This is a genomic window from Ferdinandcohnia sp. SAFN-114 (assembly GCF_059415045.1).
This window is the reverse complement of sequence record NZ_JBPFDQ010000011.1, coordinates 1-20,076: the sequence shown is the minus strand read 5'-3', so window position 1 is coordinate 20,076 and position 20,076 is coordinate 1. Positions and strand designations below refer to the sequence as shown.

Annotated in this window: 24 protein-coding genes; 3 read left to right on the top strand and 21 right to left on the bottom strand. The window is 38.6% G+C overall.

The window, feature by feature from the left end; translation table 11 throughout:
- Positions 1-259: 259 nt before the first annotated feature.
- From ACR65M_RS05270 to ACR65M_RS05240, 7 genes are all read right to left on the bottom strand, one after another.
- The gene (locus ACR65M_RS05270) at positions 260-718 is read right to left on the bottom strand and encodes a hypothetical protein (protein ID WP_440272751.1); all 459 of its coding nucleotides are present in this window, start codon (positions 716-718) and stop codon (positions 260-262) included.
- Between the two features lie 451 nt (positions 719-1,169).
- On the bottom strand, positions 1,170-1,826 hold the full coding sequence (locus tag ACR65M_RS05265) for an MOSC domain-containing protein (protein ID WP_341330144.1): 657 nt from the start codon (positions 1,824-1,826) through the stop codon (positions 1,170-1,172).
- 25 nt (positions 1,827-1,851) lie between these two features.
- Positions 1,852-2,424, bottom strand: coding sequence for a DJ-1/PfpI family protein (locus ACR65M_RS05260; protein ID WP_121449041.1), 573 nt, complete (start codon positions 2,422-2,424; stop codon positions 1,852-1,854).
- A gap of 97 nt (positions 2,425-2,521) precedes the next feature.
- The gene (locus ACR65M_RS05255; RefSeq protein ID WP_121449071.1) at positions 2,522-3,643 is read right to left on the bottom strand and encodes a M20 metallopeptidase family protein; all 1,122 of its coding nucleotides are present in this window, start codon (positions 3,641-3,643) and stop codon (positions 2,522-2,524) included.
- A gap of 72 nt (positions 3,644-3,715) precedes the next feature.
- Complete coding sequence (locus ACR65M_RS05250) at positions 3,716-4,435, bottom strand: hypothetical protein (protein WP_121449042.1); 720 nt, start codon at positions 4,433-4,435, stop codon at positions 3,716-3,718.
- A gap of 28 nt (positions 4,436-4,463) precedes the next feature.
- Positions 4,464-4,910, bottom strand: coding sequence for a hypothetical protein (locus ACR65M_RS05245; RefSeq protein ID WP_121449043.1), 447 nt, complete (start codon positions 4,908-4,910; stop codon positions 4,464-4,466).
- A 114-nt stretch (positions 4,911-5,024) separates the two neighbouring features.
- Positions 5,025-6,158: a zinc-dependent alcohol dehydrogenase gene (locus tag ACR65M_RS05240; RefSeq protein ID WP_121449044.1), complete on the bottom strand. Its 1,134-nt coding sequence runs from the start codon at positions 6,156-6,158 to the stop codon at positions 5,025-5,027.
- Positions 6,159-6,382: 224 nt separating this feature from the next.
- Here ACR65M_RS05240 and treP point away from each other — a divergent pair, with 224 nt between their 5' ends.
- Positions 6,383-7,810, top strand: a complete 1,428-nt coding sequence (gene treP, locus ACR65M_RS05235) for a PTS system trehalose-specific EIIBC component (protein ID WP_121449045.1) — start codon at positions 6,383-6,385, stop codon at positions 7,808-7,810.
- Positions 7,811-7,903: 93 nt separating this feature from the next.
- Positions 7,904-8,620, top strand: coding sequence for a trehalose operon repressor (treR, locus tag ACR65M_RS05230; RefSeq protein WP_341330138.1), 717 nt, complete (start codon positions 7,904-7,906; stop codon positions 8,618-8,620).
- A gap of 775 nt (positions 8,621-9,395) precedes the next feature.
- Here treR and ACR65M_RS05225 read toward each other — a convergent pair.
- The 14 genes from ACR65M_RS05225 to ACR65M_RS05160 form a co-directional block, all read right to left on the bottom strand.
- Complete coding sequence (locus ACR65M_RS05225) at positions 9,396-9,989, bottom strand: NADPH-dependent FMN reductase (RefSeq protein WP_099355375.1); 594 nt, start codon at positions 9,987-9,989, stop codon at positions 9,396-9,398.
- A gap of 205 nt (positions 9,990-10,194) precedes the next feature.
- Positions 10,195-10,626, bottom strand: coding sequence for a hypothetical protein (locus tag ACR65M_RS05220; protein ID WP_341330135.1), 432 nt, complete (start codon positions 10,624-10,626; stop codon positions 10,195-10,197).
- Positions 10,623-10,832, bottom strand: coding sequence for a helix-turn-helix transcriptional regulator (locus ACR65M_RS05215; RefSeq protein ID WP_341330134.1), 210 nt, complete (start codon positions 10,830-10,832; stop codon positions 10,623-10,625). The genes ACR65M_RS05220 and ACR65M_RS05215 overlap by 4 nt, the downstream gene beginning before the upstream one ends.
- Positions 10,833-10,949: 117 nt before the next feature.
- On the bottom strand, positions 10,950-11,534 hold the full coding sequence (locus ACR65M_RS05210; protein WP_440272750.1) for a putative ABC transporter permease: 585 nt from the start codon (positions 11,532-11,534) through the stop codon (positions 10,950-10,952).
- A gap of 591 nt (positions 11,535-12,125) precedes the next feature.
- A complete protein-coding gene (locus ACR65M_RS05205; protein WP_121449050.1) occupies positions 12,126-12,335 on the bottom strand; it encodes a hypothetical protein in 210 nt (69 codons plus the stop codon).
- Between the two features lie 225 nt (positions 12,336-12,560).
- The gene (locus ACR65M_RS05200; RefSeq protein ID WP_121449051.1) at positions 12,561-12,968 is read right to left on the bottom strand and encodes a VOC family protein; all 408 of its coding nucleotides are present in this window, start codon (positions 12,966-12,968) and stop codon (positions 12,561-12,563) included.
- A gap of 90 nt (positions 12,969-13,058) precedes the next feature.
- Positions 13,059-14,255, bottom strand: a complete 1,197-nt coding sequence (locus ACR65M_RS05195; protein WP_440272749.1) for a DUF2812 domain-containing protein — start codon at positions 14,253-14,255, stop codon at positions 13,059-13,061.
- Positions 14,248-14,568 (bottom strand): PadR family transcriptional regulator, encoded by a 321-nt coding sequence (locus ACR65M_RS05190; protein WP_341330131.1) that lies wholly within the window; start codon positions 14,566-14,568, stop codon positions 14,248-14,250. Before ACR65M_RS05190 ends, ACR65M_RS05195 begins: the two co-directional genes overlap by 8 nt.
- A 210-nt stretch (positions 14,569-14,778) precedes the next feature.
- Positions 14,779-15,612 (bottom strand): hypothetical protein, encoded by an 834-nt coding sequence (locus ACR65M_RS05185; protein WP_440272748.1) that lies wholly within the window; start codon positions 15,610-15,612, stop codon positions 14,779-14,781.
- Positions 15,613-15,758: 146 nt separating this feature from the next.
- Positions 15,759-16,520 carry an undecaprenyl pyrophosphate synthase gene (uppS, locus tag ACR65M_RS05180; RefSeq protein WP_440272747.1) on the bottom strand — a complete coding sequence of 254 codons (762 nt, stop codon included), beginning with the start codon at positions 16,518-16,520 and terminating at the stop codon, positions 15,759-15,761.
- A gap of 61 nt (positions 16,521-16,581) precedes the next feature.
- Positions 16,582-16,791: a helix-turn-helix domain-containing protein gene (locus ACR65M_RS05175; protein WP_010676789.1), complete on the bottom strand. Its 210-nt coding sequence runs from the start codon at positions 16,789-16,791 to the stop codon at positions 16,582-16,584.
- A 10-nt stretch (positions 16,792-16,801) separates the two neighbouring features.
- A complete protein-coding gene (locus ACR65M_RS05170; RefSeq protein ID WP_341330128.1) occupies positions 16,802-17,293 on the bottom strand; it encodes a DUF2975 domain-containing protein in 492 nt (163 codons plus the stop codon).
- A gap of 188 nt (positions 17,294-17,481) precedes the next feature.
- Positions 17,482-18,075: a YdeI/OmpD-associated family protein gene (locus tag ACR65M_RS05165; protein ID WP_440272746.1), complete on the bottom strand. Its 594-nt coding sequence runs from the start codon at positions 18,073-18,075 to the stop codon at positions 17,482-17,484.
- 88 nt (positions 18,076-18,163) lie between these two features.
- The gene (locus tag ACR65M_RS05160; RefSeq protein WP_440272745.1) at positions 18,164-19,036 is read right to left on the bottom strand and encodes a LysR family transcriptional regulator; all 873 of its coding nucleotides are present in this window, start codon (positions 19,034-19,036) and stop codon (positions 18,164-18,166) included.
- 113 nt (positions 19,037-19,149) lie between these two features.
- Here ACR65M_RS05160 and ACR65M_RS05155 point away from each other — a divergent pair, with 113 nt between their 5' ends.
- Complete coding sequence (locus tag ACR65M_RS05155) at positions 19,150-19,851, top strand: YczE/YyaS/YitT family protein (protein WP_440272744.1); 702 nt, start codon at positions 19,150-19,152, stop codon at positions 19,849-19,851.
- Positions 19,852-20,076 lie beyond the last annotated feature (225 nt).

Genomic DNA, 20,076 nt, shown 5'->3' with positions numbered 1-20,076 from the left:
CGGTCATGAAGGGGATTCAATCGACTGAGACTTGCGGTTTTCCTCTTCATCGCGGTCATGAAGGGGATTCAATCGACCGAGACTTGCGGTTTTCCTCTTCATCGCGGTCATGAAGGGGATTCAATCGACTGGGAACCGCTGGTTTCCTCTTCATCGCGGTCTTGAAGGGGATTCATCCACATCGGACTCACCGGTTTCCTCTTCATCACAGTTATAAACTCTTAGCAAGCACCTAGTTTTGTTCCACACTTATAAACTCTTACTTTTTTATTAAATACACTACTCCCTCTTCTCGCTCAACTTGAAATGTCAGTTCATCCTCTACATGTAAGACTGTTGCAGCCTCGGAAAGAGTTTCTCCTGATAAAGTAATTCCATATCCGATATTGGCCGGATACCCATATATGTAGCACACTACTTTTCCGTCCTTCATAAATACGATTTGGTTCATGTCTTCGTTCACGGTTTCCTGGATGCGGTCCCATTTATAGCCTACTGTTTCATAGATTGTATCCTTTGGTGTATATGGGCTGAAGGAGTAGACCTTGTCCCATTCGAATGGTGTAACCTCTTTTAGATTTATCGTTTCAACCGATTGTGGGATGGATACGATTTCTTCTTTAAGTAAGTCCTCATTCTTCTCCCACAAGTCCTTTTTAAATAGTAAAAATAGAATCACTATGATTCCTAGAAGGACGATCGTCTTTTTGTACTTCATCAAACTTTCACCTCCACACATACTTCCACAAAAAAGGGCATTAATCCTGCAAGGATTAACACCCTAATCTACTCTATATGTCTTTCAATTGTGAACCAGGCACACAAGCGAACGATGGGAACCAAAAGGGCAACTATTCCGACAAACAGAAGCCCTCCACCATCTAAAAATAGAATCATAGCTAACACGAAGGCTAAAATCGCTTCAAGATTACCAGAGAATCCATTGATCGGTTCATTTCCAACAAATAGTGTTTTCCTGCCTTTTAATGTTCTTGAATAACAATGATCATGGTAAGTCGTGATATAGAAGAAATACGTTGCATTTACAAGATGCGTTTATCTGTGATTTCAGCCGCACATTTTTCACAATAAATACTTTTCACCGTTTCATCCCCTCGGCAATATGTTACCTTGTTTACGGGAGTTTCCATAAAAAGGTTTCATACTATTTAGCGTGGGTGGCCTAGTCTAGTTAATCGCTCATCTAGCATCTCTTTCCACTCATCTGCTAATTCTTCTACCGCCAAAATCTTGTTGATTCCTTCTATATCCCTTGGTCTTTTATAATAAATCTCATTTGCCTCAAGGATCGAGACTTGATTTGGATTTCGTACCTCTAATGAAATCGAAGAATCCTCTCGTACCATGCCTTCTTTTAAAACTCTCGCCAAGTAACCCGTAAAGCCCGTTTGGACCATCATCTTTAAAAGATGAGGATTGTTCGTTCTTTTTGTAATGGTGCTACACGGTATTCTCCCCTGGGTGATTTGAATAACAGCGTCACCGATTTGATAAATGTCTCCGATACAGACATCTTTTTCCTCCATATTCGTAAGGGTTACATTTTCCCCGAAAGTCGGAAGTGCAAACTGAACTAAAAATTCACTTTCCCATAATGAATAGTGCTCATATGGGTAAAAACATACCGCACGGTCAGGACCCCCATGATGCTTTAAATCGGCCACTCCATCTCCACTGAATCCGTCTTTTGTTAAAAAAGCTTCTTCTACTTTCTTTTTTCGGATTGCCGTTATGACTTCTTCGTTCTCTCCGTATGTCATTTTTTCGGGCAGTCCAATTGAAAAATTCTTAATTTCGATTGTCATCTCTCTATTCCCCTCACTAATAGTTTCACTTTATGGATTCCTCCATCAGCCGATTTCGTTGCCCTTTGTAAAACTCACTACTGTATTCAGTTAGAGTTCCCAGCTTTTCAGCAACAGCAAGTGCAAAATCAACATAAGCATGGCCTTGTGCGGTAATGATATGACCAGCTTTCACAACCGGCCCGTATCGAAAATTTACCTCTTCAAAACAACCAAGAAAATGGCGCTGCTTTTGGTGCAGAGTGACTGTATATGGTTTCCCTTCAAGTACTCCTGCTTTTGCTAACACATATGTACCACTGCAAATGGCTGCAGTTAGTTTGTTCTGTTCGTGTAGTGTTTTCGTTATGTCATATAGTTCCAACGTATCTTTGACATGGATCAAGTCTCCACCAGGGATGATGATCCCGTCGTACTCCGTCGGGTCCACTTGTTGATACATTAAATGCGGCACAAATTGAAGACCTGATTCTCCAGTTATCGTTTTGAGCGAGTCAGCAGCGGTTATTATCTGGTGCGTCCCTCTTAGCATTGCGGTCGCTACGGTTATCTCAAATTCAGAAAACGAGTCATAAATGGCGAGTAATATTTTTTTCACAATAAAGCACCCCTTTTACCTAGAAGTTCTACAAGGTTGGAACATTTCCCTTCTAGGATTCTATTATTAAAAGAGGTACGAGTAGAACGTAAAATTATTACTCCATCCCCACTAGTCCTTTAAACATTTCTACGCCGATTTCAATGATTTCATCTCGGAAATCGTATTCGTAGGTATGGATTGATGGATATTTCTCACCATTTCCTATATAAAAATAAGCACCTTTTACAAGCTTTAGATAATGACCATAGTCTTCTGATGCACGGTATGGTGAGGTTAGCTCACGTAGTGGATATTCTTTTACTGCCGCAACTTGTCGCACTTTATTTACCGATTCCTCATGATTAACGGTTTCCGGAAATTCATCCCTATACTCAAAGCTAACGTTAATGCCCTGCTCTTTCCCAAGTCGAGTCGCAAGATCCTCGATTCTTTGCTGAAGCGCATTAAGTTCCGCCTCTTTTTCCGCACGAATGGTTAACCGTAGAACACCATTATGGGCTGCAATCCCGTAATTCTCCGAACCAATATCTACTTGTATAATCGTGCATAGAACGAGTCCATCAAATTTTTCGGGTGAAGCTAACTCGGGTAGAGTCTCAATGATTTTAGCAATTGCAAAAGAAGGATTGACTCCATCTTCAGGCTGGCTAGCGTGGGCTGGTGAACCAACCATTTCAATGGACATCCCTTTTGAGGCACAGTGGGCTGTCCCATCAATCACATACACGGCCTTGAATTCGATGCCAGACATATTGTGGTAGCCGTAAATTTCATCGACTTTTTCTTCAATCATCATTTCAGCGCATTCAATGCCACCTTGTCCCGTTTCTTCTGCATGCTGGAAAAGGAAGATAATATTTTGATCGGCACCCTTTTGATCTACCTCAAGGGCAAATCCAGCTAAAGTAGCGGAATGACCGTCATGCCCACATTTATGGGAAACACCTGGATTGTTTGATTTCCATGGGAGGTCAATTGTTTCCGGAATTGGAAGGGCATCAAAATCCGCTCTAAATGCAATCGTGGGTTGATCCTCACCAACTGTGTATTTCGCATAGAAATAGTTACCCTTGTCGATTATTTCGATATTTGTTGTATGTTTTTGAAGGAAATTAATTATATACTGTTTGGTCCATACCTCTTGATAGGACAATTCAGGATTCATATGTAAATCATGGCGTAACTCAATCGCCAACTCTAGATTTTTTTTATTCACTGTAATCTCTCCCATTGGTTTTCCATTTCTCAATAGTATCTATCCTGCATAGCCTCATTAGGGTGCCAGCCGTTATTGATTATCGCTATCCCGGAGTTTCTCTTTTTGTTCCTTACGATAAAGAAGTCCTTCGTATACGGATTGCTGAGGATTTTCCTCATCGTATACCCAATCGGTAGATATTGAGTTATACAAATTACCCTCATTAAATTTATGTCCCGTAAACTCAAGAGGAATCATCGCTCGAAATACGTCATAACCGCTGCTCCCATCCACTTTTCTCATACTAAACGGATGTATATTCAAGAAGTCTACTAGAGCGCTCGTTATTTTTTCGGACATCTCTTTCATATTTTCCTCATTTAGATCTGTAATGACAAAATCAGTTGTTTCTAGATACCCGTTGATATCCCGTAAATTTGAATATTGGCCGTTCTCGATAAAAGCAAAATAATCATTTATTGCTTTCTCCTTATCGATTGAGATTCCAAAATACTTCATATACAACTCTGGTGCATAATGAAGAAACGCCACATCCATATAATTACTATTCATTCCAACAACCGGTAATCCTCCTGCATCCCCTTGATAAAGGTAAGCATGAAATTGAAGCTCAGGATTAGACTTTGGTGCTACTAGCAATACATCATATCCTTCATCATTCACACCAACCACTTCAATGAACTCAAATTCTTCTTTATAATCACGCTCTAAATCCCCTAACGTAAGCTCTATATTTTTCTTGGTGCGCAGGATGCTAATAAAAGGACACACACTAAAATGACAGCCCATCTACCCTTCTTAAAATAAATCATCGGCATTACTCCTTCAATTTATATGAAACTATCAATTTTGTATGGGGTAAATAGTCAAAGGTCATATAACGTCCAACGTGTTTGCTTTCAATTTTTGTTGATTCAAACCATTCACCGTTCACCTCAACCTCATTCTCCCAACTCTTCCCTAGGTCATCTACATATTCAATGAAACCTTGTCCAGAAGAATAATTTCTTTGAATGACATGTGGAAAATCTTTTATATACGGAACGCTCATATATCCCAAAAATACGGCAAGAGTCGCAAAGGCAAGAAGTGCTCCCGTTAGCTTCATAAAACTCTTAAAATCCCAAGATTGCTTATTCTTAGGTTTTAACTTTCGTTCACGAATTGTCTCGCTACCAATAACAATTATAATCCAAGGTATGATAACAATGGCCAACAGAACAATCGCCAAACAAAAAATAAACGTGAACCAATAGGACCACATTCTTTTTCACTCCCCCTGTCTATCCTTGATGAATAACGTTAATTCCATTCTACTGGAAATTGAGCATTGTATAAATAAAAAATCGACAAGCAAGACACTTGTCGATTACATTGTTTATAGTTTTAAGACAACCTTGATACAGTTGTCTTCCCTGTCGTTGAAAATTTTATAGGCATGACTTGCTTCATCTAAAGGGACCTTGTGTGTGATGATATCAGTTGGATTGAATTCCTTGTTAACGATTTTTTTGTAGAGCTCTGGCATAAAGTGAACGACAGGAGCTTGTCCCATTTTTAGTGTGATGTTACGTGAGAAAAAAGCACCTAATGGGAACATATTATAATTCGCACCGTATACTCCAGTCAGCTGTACTGTACCGCCTTTTCGAACAGCCTTTGTCGAAATTTGAATCGGCCCAAGTGTTCCACCTTGTAGCTTCAGCTTTTGCTCGATTAATTCTAGAGGTGACTTTTTCCCGTCCATACCAACACAATCAATCACGACATCAGCCCCACCACTCGTGATTTCCTTTAAATGTTCTCCCATATCATCATGCTTTGTAAAATCAAATATCTCTACTTTATTTGTTGCTTTGGCGTGTTCCATGCGGTAGCCGATATAATCCACTGCGATGACCCGTTTCGCCCCTTTCATCCAAGCGAATTTTTGTGCCATTAAACCAACCGGGCCACAGCCTAGAACGATTACCGTATCGCCCTCCTTCACGCCTGCATTCACCACACTCCAATAAGCGGTTGGTAGAACATCACTTAAAAAGAGTAAAGCCTCATCTTCTAATTCACAGTCTACTGGAACTTTAAAAGGAGTAAAATTCCCAAATGGAACTCGCATGTATTCGGCCTGGCCACCTGGGTGGTCGCCAAATTTTTCCGAGTAGCCAAAATAGCCTCCTGAATCGTAATGGGGATTGGCATTATCACATTGACTTTCTAATTCGTGTTCACAGTAATAACACTTTCCACATGCAACTGTAAATGGAACAATAACACGGTCGCCTTTCTTTACATGTGTTACATCAGGTCCTACCTCTTCGACAATCCCCATTGGCTCATGCCCTATTACATAACCGTCTGGCAAAGGAAAATTCCCTTGATATAGATGGAGATCGGATCCGCAAATGGCGGTTGATGTGATGCGGACAATGACGTCATCGCTTTTAATAATTTTGGGAGCTTCTACCTCTTTGACTTTTACTTTATATGGATTCTGATACGTAACAGCCTTCATTTACACACTCCATTCTCGATCGTTTACAGGTTATTTTTTTACATTGCGTGAGAAGTTATGCTAAAGGGCTTTTGGCATAAAAATCCTGCGTTCGTAAAAGCTAAAAAATGGTGAAATAAAATAATTGACATACTTGTATATACAGGTTAAACTGAAAACGTAATCAAAACCTGTATAGACAGGTTTTTGGATAAAAATATCCTTTAGTTTAAGGGGGAAAATACATGAGTAAGTACACAGATCCTGCAAAGGAACTGCTTGACCATATTGGTGGGAAAGAGAACGTTGCTGCTGTCACACATTGTGCAACTAGAATGCGCTTCGTTTTAAACGATCCAAAAAACGCAGATATAGAAAAAATTGAAGGAATTGGGCTAGTAAAGGGTACCTTTACACAAGCAGGGCAATTCCAGGTTATCATCGGAAATGAAGTTGCTTCTTTTTATAATGAGTTCGTCAAACACGCTGGTGTTGAAGGAACGAGTAAGGAAGAAGCAAAGGTTGCTGCTAAGCAGAATATGAACTGGCTACAACGAATGATGGGTCACTTAGCTGACATTTTCACACCGCTTATTCCAGCCCTTGTAGTTGGGGGTCTGATTTTAGGTTTCCGAAATGTAATCGGTGAAATTGATTTAGTTGATAACGGTACAAAAACAATCGTTGAAACCTCTCAATTCTGGGCTGGTGTTCATGCATTCCTCTGGTTAATTGGTGAAGCTATCTTCCACTTCTTACCTGTCGGAATCACTTGGTCAATCACGCGTAAAATGGGAACCTCACAAATTCTTGGAATTGTGCTAGGGATTACCCTTGTATCTCCACAATTGCTAAATGCATACGCAGTGCCAAATGCTGAAGAAATTCCTGTTTGGGATTTTGGATTCACAACTATTGAAATGATTGGGTATCAAGCACAGGTTATTCCAGCTATACTAGCTGCGTTTGTACTTGTATTCTTAGAGCGTTGGTTACGTAAGATTTCACCAAATGCGATCTCAATGATTATTGTTCCATTTTTTGCACTTGTTCCGACTGTCTTAATTGCTCATACTGTTCTTGGACCACTAGGTTGGACAATTGGTTCTTGGATTTCTGATGTTGTATACACAAGCTTAACCTCAGCCTTTGGTTGGTTATTCGCAGCAATCTTTGGATTTGCATATGCACCACTTGTTATCACTGGTTTACACCATATGACAAATGCGATCGACCTGCAATTGATGAGTGAGTTTAACGGAACAAACCTATGGCCAATGATTGCCTTATCTAATATTGCGCAAGGTTCTGCCGTACTTGCAATGATTTATATTAATCGTAAAAATGAAGAAGAAAAACAAGTTTCCATCCCAGCATGTATCTCTTGTTATCTCGGTGTAACAGAGCCTGCGATGTTTGGTATTAACTTAAAATACGGCTTCCCATTCCTTGCTGCGATGCTCGGCTCAATGGTAGCAGCCATCATCTCTGTAGGTAGTGGAGTTATGGCGAACTCAATAGGAGTTGGTGGAATACCTGGAATTTTATCCATCCAGGCTGGTGACTGGCTAATGTTTGCGATTGCGATGCTTGTAGCGATTGTCGTTCCATTTATTTTAACTGTCATCTTCGCAAAAGCTAATGTTGGCAAAATTTCATTTGGTAAAAAATAAAACGTGTGGGAGGGGAAATTACCCCTCCCTTTTTTCGCATTAACGCGGTAAAATGAGAATAATTAAATATTACCATCGATTGGGGATTCTTTCATGAATAACAAGTATCTAACAATCTATAGCGATTTAGTAGAAGAAATTAAAAATGGAAACATCAAAGCGAATAGTCTTTTACCTTCTGAAAATGAATTAAAGGAAGTATACAATACCTCTCGTGAAACGATTCGAAAGGCACTGAACCTGCTTTCACAAAATGGGTATATTCAAAAAATGAAGGGCAAAGGCTCTATCGTGATTGACGTGAATAAGTTTGATTTTCCGGTATCAGGGCTTGTGAGCTTCAAAGAGCTAGCCGAAAAAATGGGGCAAAGACCGATAACGCATGTGCATGAGTTGACGGTCGGTAAGCCGGATACATTCATTAAGCAACAGCTACAGCTCTCTAGTAAGGACCAGGTGTGGAAGATCATCCGCACAAGAGAAATGGGCGGCGAAAAAATTATTTTGGACAAGGATTTTATTTCACGAAAGTTTGTCCCCGAGCTTACGAAGGAGATTTGTGAAGAATCGATTTATGCCTATTTGGAAAATGAACTGAAGATTACCATCAGTTTTGCAAAGAAGGAAATTACGGTCGTGGAGCCAACAGATGAGGACCGAGAGCGACTAGATCTAGATGGCTTTCATAATGTCGTTGTTATCAAAAACTATGTGTATCTAGATAATGCGAGCCTATTTCAATACACAGAGTCTCGCCATCGCCCGGACAAATTCCGATTTGTCGATTTTGCAAGGCGGACGCATGTGTAGATTGTAGCTGGGGTTTATCTGAGGCAAGGTAAACTGAAACAAGGCGGTTGAGAAATTCTAAATGTCGTTTGCTGGTTCGGATATGGAGATTACTTGGAGAATGCTTGCTAGTTAATGCCGTTAACTGGTTCGGATATGGATAACTTTAGGAGATACCGTGCTTGTTTATGCCGTTATCTGGTTTGGATATGGATATCTTTAGAGATACCGTACTTGTTTATGCCGTTACCTGGTTTGGATATGGATATCTTTAGGAGATACCGTGCTTGTTTATGCCGTTAACTGGTTCAGAAATGGATATATTTAGGATAATTCATGCTAATTTATGCTGTTATCTGGTTCGCAAATGGATATATTTAGGAGATACCATGCTAGTTTATGCCGTTAACTGGTTCGGATATGGATATCTTTAGGAGATACCGTACTTGTTTATGCCGTTATCTGGTTCAGAAATGGATAACTTTAGGAGATACCGTGCTTGTTTATGCCGTTAACGGTTCGGATATGGATATCTTTAGGAGATACCGTGCTTGTTTATGCCGTTATCTGGTTCAGATATGGATATATTTAGGATAATGCATGCTAATTTATGCTGTTATCTGGTTCGCAAATGGATATTACTAGGAGAATGGGAACCTGATAAAGCCGTTAGTCGGTTTAAAATTTAATAATATAGGATAGCACTTTCCGCAAGGGGTCCAACTGGACCCCTTTTTCAGTTTTTCCCGCACAAAAACAGGATGGCCCTTTGAAGGATCATCCTGTTTTTTCGTAATTAGCGAACTGTTTTTAAAGCGCCGCTCCAAGATACAACTTGGTCTAGCATTAAGTTTACGTTGTCTAGGTGTAGGTCTTGTGGTTTGAACTCTGAACCATTTTCGAAATCTGTGAATAATGAAAGTGTTGGATGTGTACGAACGTCTGCGATCATTAATTCACCCATGATTCCACGTAGGTGTTCAGCAGCACGTGCACCACCAGTTGAACCGTAGCTTACGATACCAGCAGCTTTGTTGTTCCAAGCTTCACGAGCTAGGTCTAACGCATTTTTCAATGCACCAGTGATAGAATGGTTATATTCTTGAACGATGAATACGAATCCATCAAGATTAGCTAATTTTTCATTCCAAGCAGCGATTCCAGGTGCATCAGCTTCACCTAAGAATGGTAATTTGAAGTCTGCGATATCTACGATTTCGTAGTTTGCATCTCCACGCTTATCAGCGATTTCTTTTACCCATGCTCCTACTTGAGGACTTACGCGTCCTTGACGAGTACTACCTAAAATAATACCAATGTTTAATTTTTCGTTTGACATTACTTGTTCCTCCTTTTGTTGATTACCAAAAAGTTTATCTAGTAAACCCATGATGTACTCTCCTTTTTATATATTAAAGGCTATTTTTGTAAAATACCTTTAATTTATTTATCTTCGAAGTATTTATCTTAACTTCAAGATAAATATTATATCAAATTGATTTTAAAGTCAACCCAAAGACATGTAAATAATTTGTTTATTTTTTTATGTAAAACAAAAAACGCTTATAACATGATAAGCGCTATTTTCTAATTCCTTATTCATCTAGGTTTTCTTCTTGTCGTTTTATTCTCAAATAGCGGATATATAGGATTGGGATGAGACCACAAACAAATATTATTCCCCCCATAATCAATCCATCCAGTATTCCAAACCCATTCGTAAAGTTAACAGCAATACCTATAATGACCGAAATGGCTGTTAAGATTAGTAGAGAGAGAACGGTCCCTTTTTTAGGCGATTTTTCACTACTTTCATGGTCTACACTGATATTCATTGAAAGATATACGGAAACAATGGTTGTGATCATAAATACAATCCATAAAGGATTTTGTCTCATCCCTTCCATCCCTTTTGTGAATAAATCATATCCCAATATCCCGAGAATCCCAATTGTTTGAATGATATACGCGGTTCGAACATTTTGTAAGTTTTTTAAAATTAAACGCTCATCCTTTATTTTTTTCATTTCATACCACTCTCCTTTTCGACCCAAAATATTTCATCCAATGTTTTATGAACGGCGTAACATATATCTAGACACAACTTTAAGGTTGGATTGTATTTTCCTTTTTCTATTAAACTAATTGTTTGTCGGGTAACTCCAATTTTCTCGGCCAATTGCTGCTGGGTTAAGTTTGCTTGTATTCGAGCAATCTTCACGTTATTTTCCAAATGATGTAATCCCTCCTTAAATTTATTGTAACATATATATTACATTATGCAATATATATATTGCATACAAAAGAATAAAAAAGACCAAATCGAAATTTGATTTGATCCAAGTGATAGTTATCGAATCGGGTTGCCTGCACGTATTTTTTCTGGTATATGTCTTCTAATCGCAAATATAAGTTCACCAAGAAAATACAAGGCCACTGTTGGCCAGATCAAAGCCCAGAAACCTCCAACAGCCTCATACAAAGTGACAAGCCTTGGATGAACATACGCTAGGCACAAGAGAGAGAGCGCAATCCAGCAAATGGAATAGGAGAAGCAAATATGGCCTTGTAGTTGGAACCTATGGCCTGAATAGTCCCACCATTTCCTTCCGAAAAACCAACTAAGCAGGAAGCCACTGCAATACTCCACTACCGTTGGGATTAGAAAGCAGAGAGCCAACACGACTGTCCAATGCATATCTTTTCCTATTAATAAAATAAGCAACAAAGGTGCGAACCCGTACATGGGCTTGAATGGCCCGAAGAAAAAGTTATCCTTAAAGAACACTCGTTTTCTTGCATAGTTATAAGTATTTTCCAAAAGCCAACCGAAAAATGAATAAATGGTAAAGAAGAAGACAATAGCCATCACACCTTCCCAAGAAAGCAAGATCGGCATCTCAAAATCAAAACCACTTACTAAAACCTGAAACATTCGTAAATCACCTCAAGGAAAATATTCCTAATTAGGATTTACACACTTAAATAAAAATATACAAGTGAAGTATCTGTCATTACCAAGATGTGTTATTTTTTTCAAAGCTGTTTTCGCAAACTTTGTTGTTTTTTATAAAGTTGACTTCCGCTTCAGGTGGATGCTTACCGCGGGCGTGGCTTGAGCCTCCTCAACGAAATGTGGAGGCGGCTTGCACAGAAACGAGAAAATTGGCCGACTAAAGCGCCACGTCCTTTGCGTAGGAGACTCCGACAAAGAGGCGTATTTTGCCTCTGAAGGAGGAGTTGAAATTTCTCGAGTTTCTAGCCGCTGAAATTGGACTCGTCGCTGCTGCTCCTGCGGGGTCTCAAGTCTCACGCTTTTCCCGCTAGACATTGAATTTGCTTCATTGAAATAACCAACGCACGAAGAAAATGTGAATACATTTTCGAGGAGTCGCCACCTTACGCTCCAGTCAACTAGTTTTGCATTTTATATCAAAAAGCAACAGTCCTATAGAAAAGATCCTTTTTCAAAAAAAAACGCCCAGTTCAATTTAATAGAAACTGGGCACTCCTTTTATTGCGTACGTTAGCGTGACGCTTTTGGGGGTTGGCACACGTCACATTTACGTTGATGATTATTTTTAAACTTTGTAAATGTCTTTTCAAAATTATTTCCACATGCACATTTAAATAATAACTTTTGAGAAAAACCGTGGAATTCTGTCGAGAGCAGCTTGCTTTCCGAATTTTTCTCAACAAATTCGTTAATTTTGCCGATTGTCCATCGTTTATTCATTCTAAACACCTCATATATTAGATCGCTAGACGAAGTCTTTTCCAAGTACCCATTCTACTTAGCCTCTAATTATAGCATGTGCTTTTTGACAATAAAATAGTTTGGAATTGAGAACCTTTCTTTTATATCTTCGAAATAGGAACTCAGCGTATCAGGAAATGGAAAAAGCATTCCTCATTACGAGAAATGCTCTATCCTTTGTATGTTTAGATTGTAAATGGTTTGTTAGGCTTCATAGTTAAATTGCCATTGGATGTTGTACTTGTCAGTCAGGCTTCCGTACATTTTGCTCCATGGTACTTCTTGCAGCTCCATCTGAACAGTACCGCCCTCTTTTAACTTTTCGAAGGCATCTTTCATTGCTGCCTCATCACTACTTATATATGCTAGGGTAAAATTGTTGCCCTCCCGATATTCCATTCCTGGAAAATTGTCAGAAAACATCAATTTGCTTCCAGCAATTTCTAAGTTCGTGTGCATGATCAAATCCTTTGTTCCTGGAGGCAATTCTTCTTCAGAGTGCACCGATCCAAAAGTCATAAAATTTGGTTCTTCTGTTCCAAACACTTTTGCGTAAAATTCAACAACCTCACGAGTATTACCATCAAACACTAAGTAGGGATTCAAAGCCATAATATCACTCCTATAATTGATTTGTATGTATGTCTAAATTTTAACATTTCAAAGCAACGATTGCAAACATATGTTCTAAAATTTTCTTATCTATTTATGACTTGTATGTTCTAGCTTTTCTACTATGCTATTTAAAACCAAATCTACATTAGCATAACCATTATATCGAACAAATATAACTTCTCTTCCTCTAGAAGCAAATACTTCTTTCATATACTCATTTTCACGAACAATCAGAAGGTCAAAGTCGGGATGCTTCGTTTCAACGTACTCTTCAACGGGATTTTCATGTCTATACCAATCTATTAAATCAAAAACTAGATTATCCGCCATGGCTGGAATAGTGAGTTGATAATAATTTGTAGAAATGCTTGGTGAATATTCACCGCTCAACCCTTTCCACACTTCCCCTGGAACTACCCCACTTTCATCTGTATCATATTGGACAGGTGCAAACGGACTCCATTTAGATGTGTAGCGATTGGCCCAATCGATATCATCGATAAAATATTTTTCACGAACTAAAGCAGGATTCTGCTCTATATCTGCTAACCTCACAATTGGTAAGTCTGTACTTTCTCCAGGCAATGTAATCGTTTTATGATTTAAGAGCTGTACAAATGGCATAATAGCTGTCAACCCAAGAAGCAATGTAAAAAGAAAAGTGATTGTCGAATGTAATCGTTGGTGTTTCTTCCAAGGTGCGTGATGATCAATCGGTTTCCCTTCAATCAAATCGTTTCTTAGTGCACGAATGGATAGTGCCGCTCGCAATGAAGTATAAGCTTGATATCCGATAAAGATGGATAGTATCGTTTGTTGAATAGCAATTCCTTCAACTAAAGTACGGATTGGTGTCCCATCAAGAAACCAAACAGCGGACACCATAGCAATCATGATGAGTAACGCGACAACAACCATACCCGCATTAAAGGCCAACTTTTTATCAAGTGCTTCTAGGGTATACGATTGCTCCGCAGGATCTGTATGTATTTCTGGAGCATTTCGCTCGACTGGTGAAGAAAACACATGAAAAAATTGATAGCCTGTCACATAGTCCCAACCACTTTCTGCATACATTTCAATCTGCTCAGGTCTCATTCTCTTTTTCATGGATACTTCAATTCTGTACTTCATTTTCTTCTGTTCATCCTTTACAAAGTGAGCAAAATGAATCCCCATTTTTTTTAGATGTAAACCTTGTGACGCCATGTCAGCAAACCAACTCTCATGCTCACCGATGCTCCAATAGTCACTTGGACGTAATTTACGGACGACCTTATCCATTTTCATCACCTGCCTCTAAAATTTTCCCATCCTGAATTTGAGATTTTAATCGGCTGTACTCCACTCGTAATGCTTGTTCGCCTTCTGGTGTAATTTCATAGGTTTTTCGTCTTCCATCATCTTCTGCTAAGGAAATCAGGCCATCCTTCTGCATTCGTGAAAGGACTCCGTATAGAGTACCAGGGCCCATTTTCACCCTACCATTCGAAACTTCCGTAATGGCTTGCATCAGCTGATACCCATGATTAGGATGCATTAGCGCTAATAGAACATAGTACATCGCTTCCGTCATTGGCCCCCCATTATATGCCATTCCTTACACCCCTTCTTTCGGTGGGACACAGGGACAGGTCCCTTGTCCCAAATGGGATTAGGAATCTGTCACCACGTCCTACACTGGTATTATGTATCTCGGTATTATGCGTCGCGATATATCGTATGACATAATAATAATTTAAAAAGTAATTAATGTAAACCATAAAAAAAGGCGATTGCATTCATTTTGTTGCAATCGCACAAGTAATTAAGTATTTTTAGGTTTTGGTAAACAATCTTCTTCAGGCTTGATGTGAACTTGTTTCCAAGGCTCATTTCCGGCTTTTCGAAACTGGGCAATTTCAACATCCGTTCCATTCGTTAATGTAAAAAATAGAATACAATAATCCGCGCCATCCTTACCTTGGAAGCAAATCGTTTTCATGTATCCATTTCTCATAGTCGGGTACAAATGTTGAATCATTTTACACCATTCGCCATACTTAATTTCTACAACCGATTCTGCATCGTGGTCCCAGCCATGATATGGCGCACATAAAAAATCTTCTCCAGTTTTACTCATATCCGAAATTCGAAAGCCATCTTTTTCGTGTTCCAACTGGATAAAACCATACGAATAGCCAAAATACTCGACCATCAGATCTTCCCTCAACTCAATCGTTTCAATTTCATAAAAAAATCTGATTTCCCTTTTTCCATCTGGCACCTGACAAAGCTTTAGCAAACTCGTATGCCCAATTCCAGCAAACGAATCTACATATTTTTCATAGCTTAGTTTATCTTGATAGGCTTTGGACAAAAAATTATAGGCAATTGGAAATGGCATCTGACCATTACCGATTGAACCGCAACTCCTTTTTCCTAAACTTGCTGCATCTCGTAAAATACTAAAATAGTTGATAAGAGTATCTTGAGGGGTCCTCGTTAATTCTGGAGGTAACTGGATTTGTTCATGTGTTTTATCATAATATGGATCGAAGAACTTCCAACTGCTAAATCTTAGATTTAAAGCTTTTGAGCAAGACGGCCGAAAATACTTTTGATGATAAGAAGTTATGTCCATTTGATTCCGATTTTGCATATTTATCACCCTGGTTTCAGTTTATGGGCGAGTGTTGGAATGGGTGTATGAACTCTTTTTTCATAATCTTCATCTTCGAAAATAGTACACAAAAGGACAGGTCCCATGTCCCAACTGGGACGAGGGACCTGTCCTTCGTGTACCACTTATACTCCACCATATCTTCTTTTTCGTTGTCGGTATTCTTGTAATGCTTGCAGGAATTCTTCTTCATTGAAATCAGGCCACAGCACATCAGTAAACCAGAATTCTGTATAAGCCAACTGCCAAAGGAGGAAATTACTCAGACGTTTTTCTCCGCCCGTGCGAATCAGAAGGTCTGGTTCTGGCAAATCTGCTGTATACAAGTATTGATTAAACTGCTGTTCATCTAACTCATCCAGGTTTAATTTCTCATCTTTCATATCCACGAGCATGGCTTTCATTGCATGAAGAAGCTCGTTTCTGCTTCCATAGTTGAGAGCAAAATTAAGCAGAAGTCCGTCATTATCTTTTGTGCGTTCAATTGCATACTCAATCGCTTCACGGGTATGGGACGGAAGATTCCCCATATCACCTATCGCCTCAATCCGTACATTGTTGGAAATAAGATCTGGTAGATAAAGATGGAGAAACTCCTTAGGTAGCCTCAAAATAAATTCTACCTCAGGCTTTGGGCGCTTCCAGTTCTCCGTGGAAAACGTATATAACGTCAAAACCTTCACATCAAATTTAACTGCTGCCTTTACGGTTTTTAAGACGGCAGAAATCCCTTCCTTATGGCCAGCCACTCTAGGCAAGCCCCGCTTCTGAGCCCATCGGCCATTGCCATCCATAATAATCGCAATATGTTCCGGAGTCTGACCTTCACCATAATCGAAGGATTCTTTCGGTTGTTTCTGATTAAAAAAAGGAATTCTCATTGCCATATTTTTAACTCCTTAATAATTAATATTTCCACTGGGACATAGGGACAGGTCCCTCGTCCCATTATTCGTCACTTCGGTATTCTAATATATCCCCCGGCTGACAATCCAAGGCTTTGCAAATCGCTTCTAATGTTGAAAAACGAACCGCTTTTGCCTTTCCATTTTTCAATATAGAGAGGTTAGCCATTGTTATTCCTACTCTTTCAGAAAGCTCAGTTACGCTCATTTTTCTTTTTGCTAGCATTACGTCAATGTTTATAATAATCGCCATTGTTATCACCTCAGACCGTTAAATCATTTTCTGTTTTTATATTGATCGCTTCTTGTAAAAGTTTTTTAAGTAGAGCCGCAAAGACTGCAACCACCATTGAAGCACCAACAATGACCAATCCAAGTAATGCAAGTCCTGGTGCGTCATCCCACTCCGCTATGATAAAGACGAATGGTAAAGCTAATGTATATAAACCACAAATCGTAATGGCACAAGTTCTGATTTTCTTTAAGGCTATTACTGAAAGATCTGAGAAAGCAATGTTTTTGTCGATATAATTTAATAGCTTAAATGCTTGATACAAGGCAACGTAAAATGGAATTGCCGAAACATACATTATTGTTAAAGTACCAAGTACTATATATCCTAACGTTGCTCCATTTGCTGCTTCTTTAAATGCGACACTTGCAATTTGTGGAAGCCCAAAAATACAGAGAGCCAAAACTGGAATTCCTATTATAATAACTGCCAACCTTAAAAAACGTGTTGAACTTAGTTTCATAACATACACCTCATTTATTTATTGTCAATTTAATTTAACATAGTTTTTATCGTTTTACAATAAAATATTATTGAAAATTATCTTGTTTTTGTTGTTTAAGAGATTTTTTCCCTTAAGGCATAATAAAAAGCATTTCTGATGAATGAAATGCTTTAAATGTTCGGATACATTGTAAAGACGATCAGGAATTAATCATTCAATCCCTCACCATTTAGAATTTGCTCGATATATTTTTCAATCCTTAATTCTCGAGTTTTTGATTGTTTGGCTTTTGAAAAATAAAGGAGGTATGCTCTTTGTCTCCCAGGCGTCAAAGCTTCAAAGGCTGTTTTTAATACCGGCATTTCTTCGAATTTCGCTTGAAGCTCTTCTGGAACAGAGAAATCTGTTGTCTTTTTTAACTCGACTTCTTTCCCTGATTGCTCCACCTTTATTGCTTCCTGAATATAGGTTTTCAAGATGCTTTCCATTTCAATGATTTCCTGAACATTGGTAAACCTTATTTGGCGCTGAGCCTGAGAATTCTCTCCGGGTTTGACTAGAATACCATTGGGATCCTTTAACAAAGCACCTTTAAAAAACATCAGTGCACAGTATTCCTTAAAGTTTTGAATAATCACGATATTCCTATCCTGAAACGTATAACAAGGCAATCTCCACTTCAATTCTTCCGTCAAATCGCAGCCAAGATTGATCATTCTCAATTTCTCAAACTCTTCCTTCCACTTCTTTTCCTTATGTAAAAATTCATCAACCTTAGGATTCATTCTACCATTCGTCATCAAAGTACACCTTTCATTTATCAAATTTCGTTTGGTCATTGGTTGCTAATCCCAAATGGGACGAGGAACCTGTCCCTGTGTCCCAGGTCTATTTTATCATTCCCCAAAAATGCATGGCTGCTTTTGAGGTTGGCACATCTTTTAGTTTCATCATCACGGGTTCTAGACTAATATTAAAATTCCCGAACTCGTAAATCTGTAAATGCTGGTAAAATAATGATTTATAATTCATTCTTGGAATGATGGAGATTCCTAACCCACGATTGACAAGTGCGACAACCATGGGAATATCTTTGCATTCAACAACAATATTGGGTTGTACGTCATGGTCTTGAAATGCTTTTAAAATACTTTCATGAAAGGTGTGTCCTTCCATCGCACCTAGCATGATAAAAGGAAGGTGAGCAATTTCCTTAAAGGTAGGTTTTGCCGAGAGCTCACTTGTTAAGCTATTAGGAACAATGAGGATTGCAGGTTCTTTCTTCAGTGTTTTCATTTCAAATTGCTCCGTATGACTCGGTCTGAAAAGTAACGCAAGATCAATTTCTTTTTGTTTTAACTTTGCTAATAAACTTTCAGAGTCCCCTGAAAAAATAGTAAATTTGATTTGAGAAAACTGTTTTCTAAAGTCTTCAATGTAATCAATCAACATATTCGAACAGGCTGATGAGAATCCAATACGTACTGTTCCAGCGGCACCTTCTTCTATTTCATGAATCCTTCTTTTCACTTCTTCCATTTGACTTACTAATTGTTCAGCATATTGATATAACAGCTGGCCAGATTCGGTTAATTCCCATTTCTTACGATAGCGGTGAATTAATATAGTACCTAACTCTGTTTCTAACTTTTTTAGTAATTGACTTAACGGGGGTTGTGCAATGTTTAGTACCTCAGCCGCTTTCGAAATATTCCCTTGTTTTACGATTTCTCTATAATACTGTAGTTGTCGAATATCCATTTTTTTATACTCCGTTATATGTAATTATATATGATTTACGAATGAAATATATATTATTAATATATCATTTCACATGATAATATTGAAGTTGGACTATTTTTAAGGAGGACTATATGAATCATATTAATGTGACCATAAAACGACTTAGTTTGTATATTATTGGCTTATTTTTCCTTGCACTTGGTGTTAGTTTTTCTATACAGGCAGACCTTGGTGTTTCACCAGTCTCGTCTTTAGCTTATGCATTTGCGCTTGCTTCAGGGTTATCAGTCGGAATGATGACCATAGTAGCAAATGTTTTATTTATTATGATTCAAGTGGTACTAAGTAAACAATTCAACTTCAAAGAATCAATCGTTCAATTAGTCGTTGCTTTTTTATTTGGCTTCTTTATGGATTTATCCTTGTTCCTTGTGCAACTTGTGCCAATGCCTGAGTCGATATTCATGCGATGGGCTTTTTTAATCATTAGTTTATTCGTAGTTGCAATAGGTTTACTTGGTTATTTCACTACGAAATTCCCACTTATGCCTTACGATCAATTAACGTTTGTAATCAGCGAAAAGTTTAAATTAAAAGTCGGTAAAGCTAAAATATCCAGTGACTTAATTAATGTTTGTGTGGCAGGTGTTGTCTGTGTAGTCACCATTCAATCATTAGGTGCAGTTGGGATTGGTACAGTAGTTGCTGCATATTTTATCGGAAAAATATTAGGATGGTTCATGAAGTATTTCCAACTACCCCTGTCTCAATGGATGAATAAAAACAAGGTCAATGAAGTAGTTGAAAAGAAAAGCACGAGTCTTTCGTCTTGATAGAAAGATTCGTGTTTTTTTGCGTTTCGGTAATATGATGTAACTTACATTCGACTAAGCATAGTGCTGATGGTATGATTACGGTCTAAGCTTACCTTCACTCTTGCTTTCCCCTCCAACTGAGGGAGTGATTATCGAATATATCTCACAAAGTAAGTATCCGCCCGTAGAACGGGCGGTTTTGATTTCGCCCTATAAGGGCACTTTACCAACGAAGCCCCTAAA

Coding starts and splice junctions, on each gene's coding strand:
- ACR65M_RS05200 (WP_121449051.1), bottom strand. CDS start 12,968: ATGGCTTTGAATCCCTACTTAGTGTTTGATGGTAATACTCGTGAGGTT.
- ACR65M_RS05195 (WP_440272749.1), bottom strand. CDS start 14,255: ATGGATAAGGTCGTCCGTAAATTACGTCCAAGTGACTATTGGAGCATC.
- treR (WP_341330138.1), top strand. CDS start 7,904: ATGAATAACAAGTATCTAACAATCTATAGCGATTTAGTAGAAGAAATT.
- ACR65M_RS05225 (WP_099355375.1), bottom strand. CDS start 9,989: ATGGGTTTACTAGATAAACTTTTTGGTAATCAACAAAAGGAGGAACAA.
- ACR65M_RS05210 (WP_440272750.1), bottom strand. CDS start 11,534: ATGTTTCAGGTTTTAGTAAGTGGTTTTGATTTTGAGATGCCGATCTTG.
- ACR65M_RS05175 (WP_010676789.1), bottom strand. CDS start 16,791: ATGGCGATTATTATAAACATTGACGTAATGCTAGCAAAAAGAAAAATG.
- ACR65M_RS05155 (WP_440272744.1), top strand. CDS start 19,150: ATGAATCATATTAATGTGACCATAAAACGACTTAGTTTGTATATTATT.
- ACR65M_RS05240 (WP_121449044.1), bottom strand. CDS start 6,158: ATGAAGGCTGTTACGTATCAGAATCCATATAAAGTAAAAGTCAAAGAG.
- ACR65M_RS05250 (WP_121449042.1), bottom strand. CDS start 4,435: ATGGGCTGTCATTTTAGTGTGTGTCCTTTTATTAGCATCCTGCGCACC.
- uppS (WP_440272747.1), bottom strand. CDS start 16,520: ATGGCAATGAGAATTCCTTTTTTTAATCAGAAACAACCGAAAGAATCC.
- ACR65M_RS05245 (WP_121449043.1), bottom strand. CDS start 4,910: ATGTGGTCCTATTGGTTCACGTTTATTTTTTGTTTGGCGATTGTTCTG.
- ACR65M_RS05165 (WP_440272746.1), bottom strand. CDS start 18,075: ATGACGAATGGTAGAATGAATCCTAAGGTTGATGAATTTTTACATAAG.
- ACR65M_RS05160 (WP_440272745.1), bottom strand. CDS start 19,036: ATGGATATTCGACAACTACAGTATTATAGAGAAATCGTAAAACAAGGG.
- ACR65M_RS05190 (WP_341330131.1), bottom strand. CDS start 14,568: ATGGCATATAATGGGGGGCCAATGACGGAAGCGATGTACTATGTTCTA.
- ACR65M_RS05205 (WP_121449050.1), bottom strand. CDS start 12,335: ATGAATAAACGATGGACAATCGGCAAAATTAACGAATTTGTTGAGAAA.
- ACR65M_RS05220 (WP_341330135.1), bottom strand. CDS start 10,626: ATGAAAAAAATAAAGGATGAGCGTTTAATTTTAAAAAACTTACAAAAT.
- ACR65M_RS05265 (WP_341330144.1), bottom strand. CDS start 1,826: ATGACAATCGAAATTAAGAATTTTTCAATTGGACTGCCCGAAAAAATG.
- treP (WP_121449045.1), top strand. CDS start 6,383: ATGAGTAAGTACACAGATCCTGCAAAGGAACTGCTTGACCATATTGGT.
- ACR65M_RS05170 (WP_341330128.1), bottom strand. CDS start 17,293: ATGAAACTAAGTTCAACACGTTTTTTAAGGTTGGCAGTTATTATAATA.
- ACR65M_RS05270 (WP_440272751.1), bottom strand. CDS start 718: ATGAAGTACAAAAAGACGATCGTCCTTCTAGGAATCATAGTGATTCTA.
- ACR65M_RS05185 (WP_440272748.1), bottom strand. CDS start 15,612: ATGCAAAATCGGAATCAAATGGACATAACTTCTTATCATCAAAAGTAT.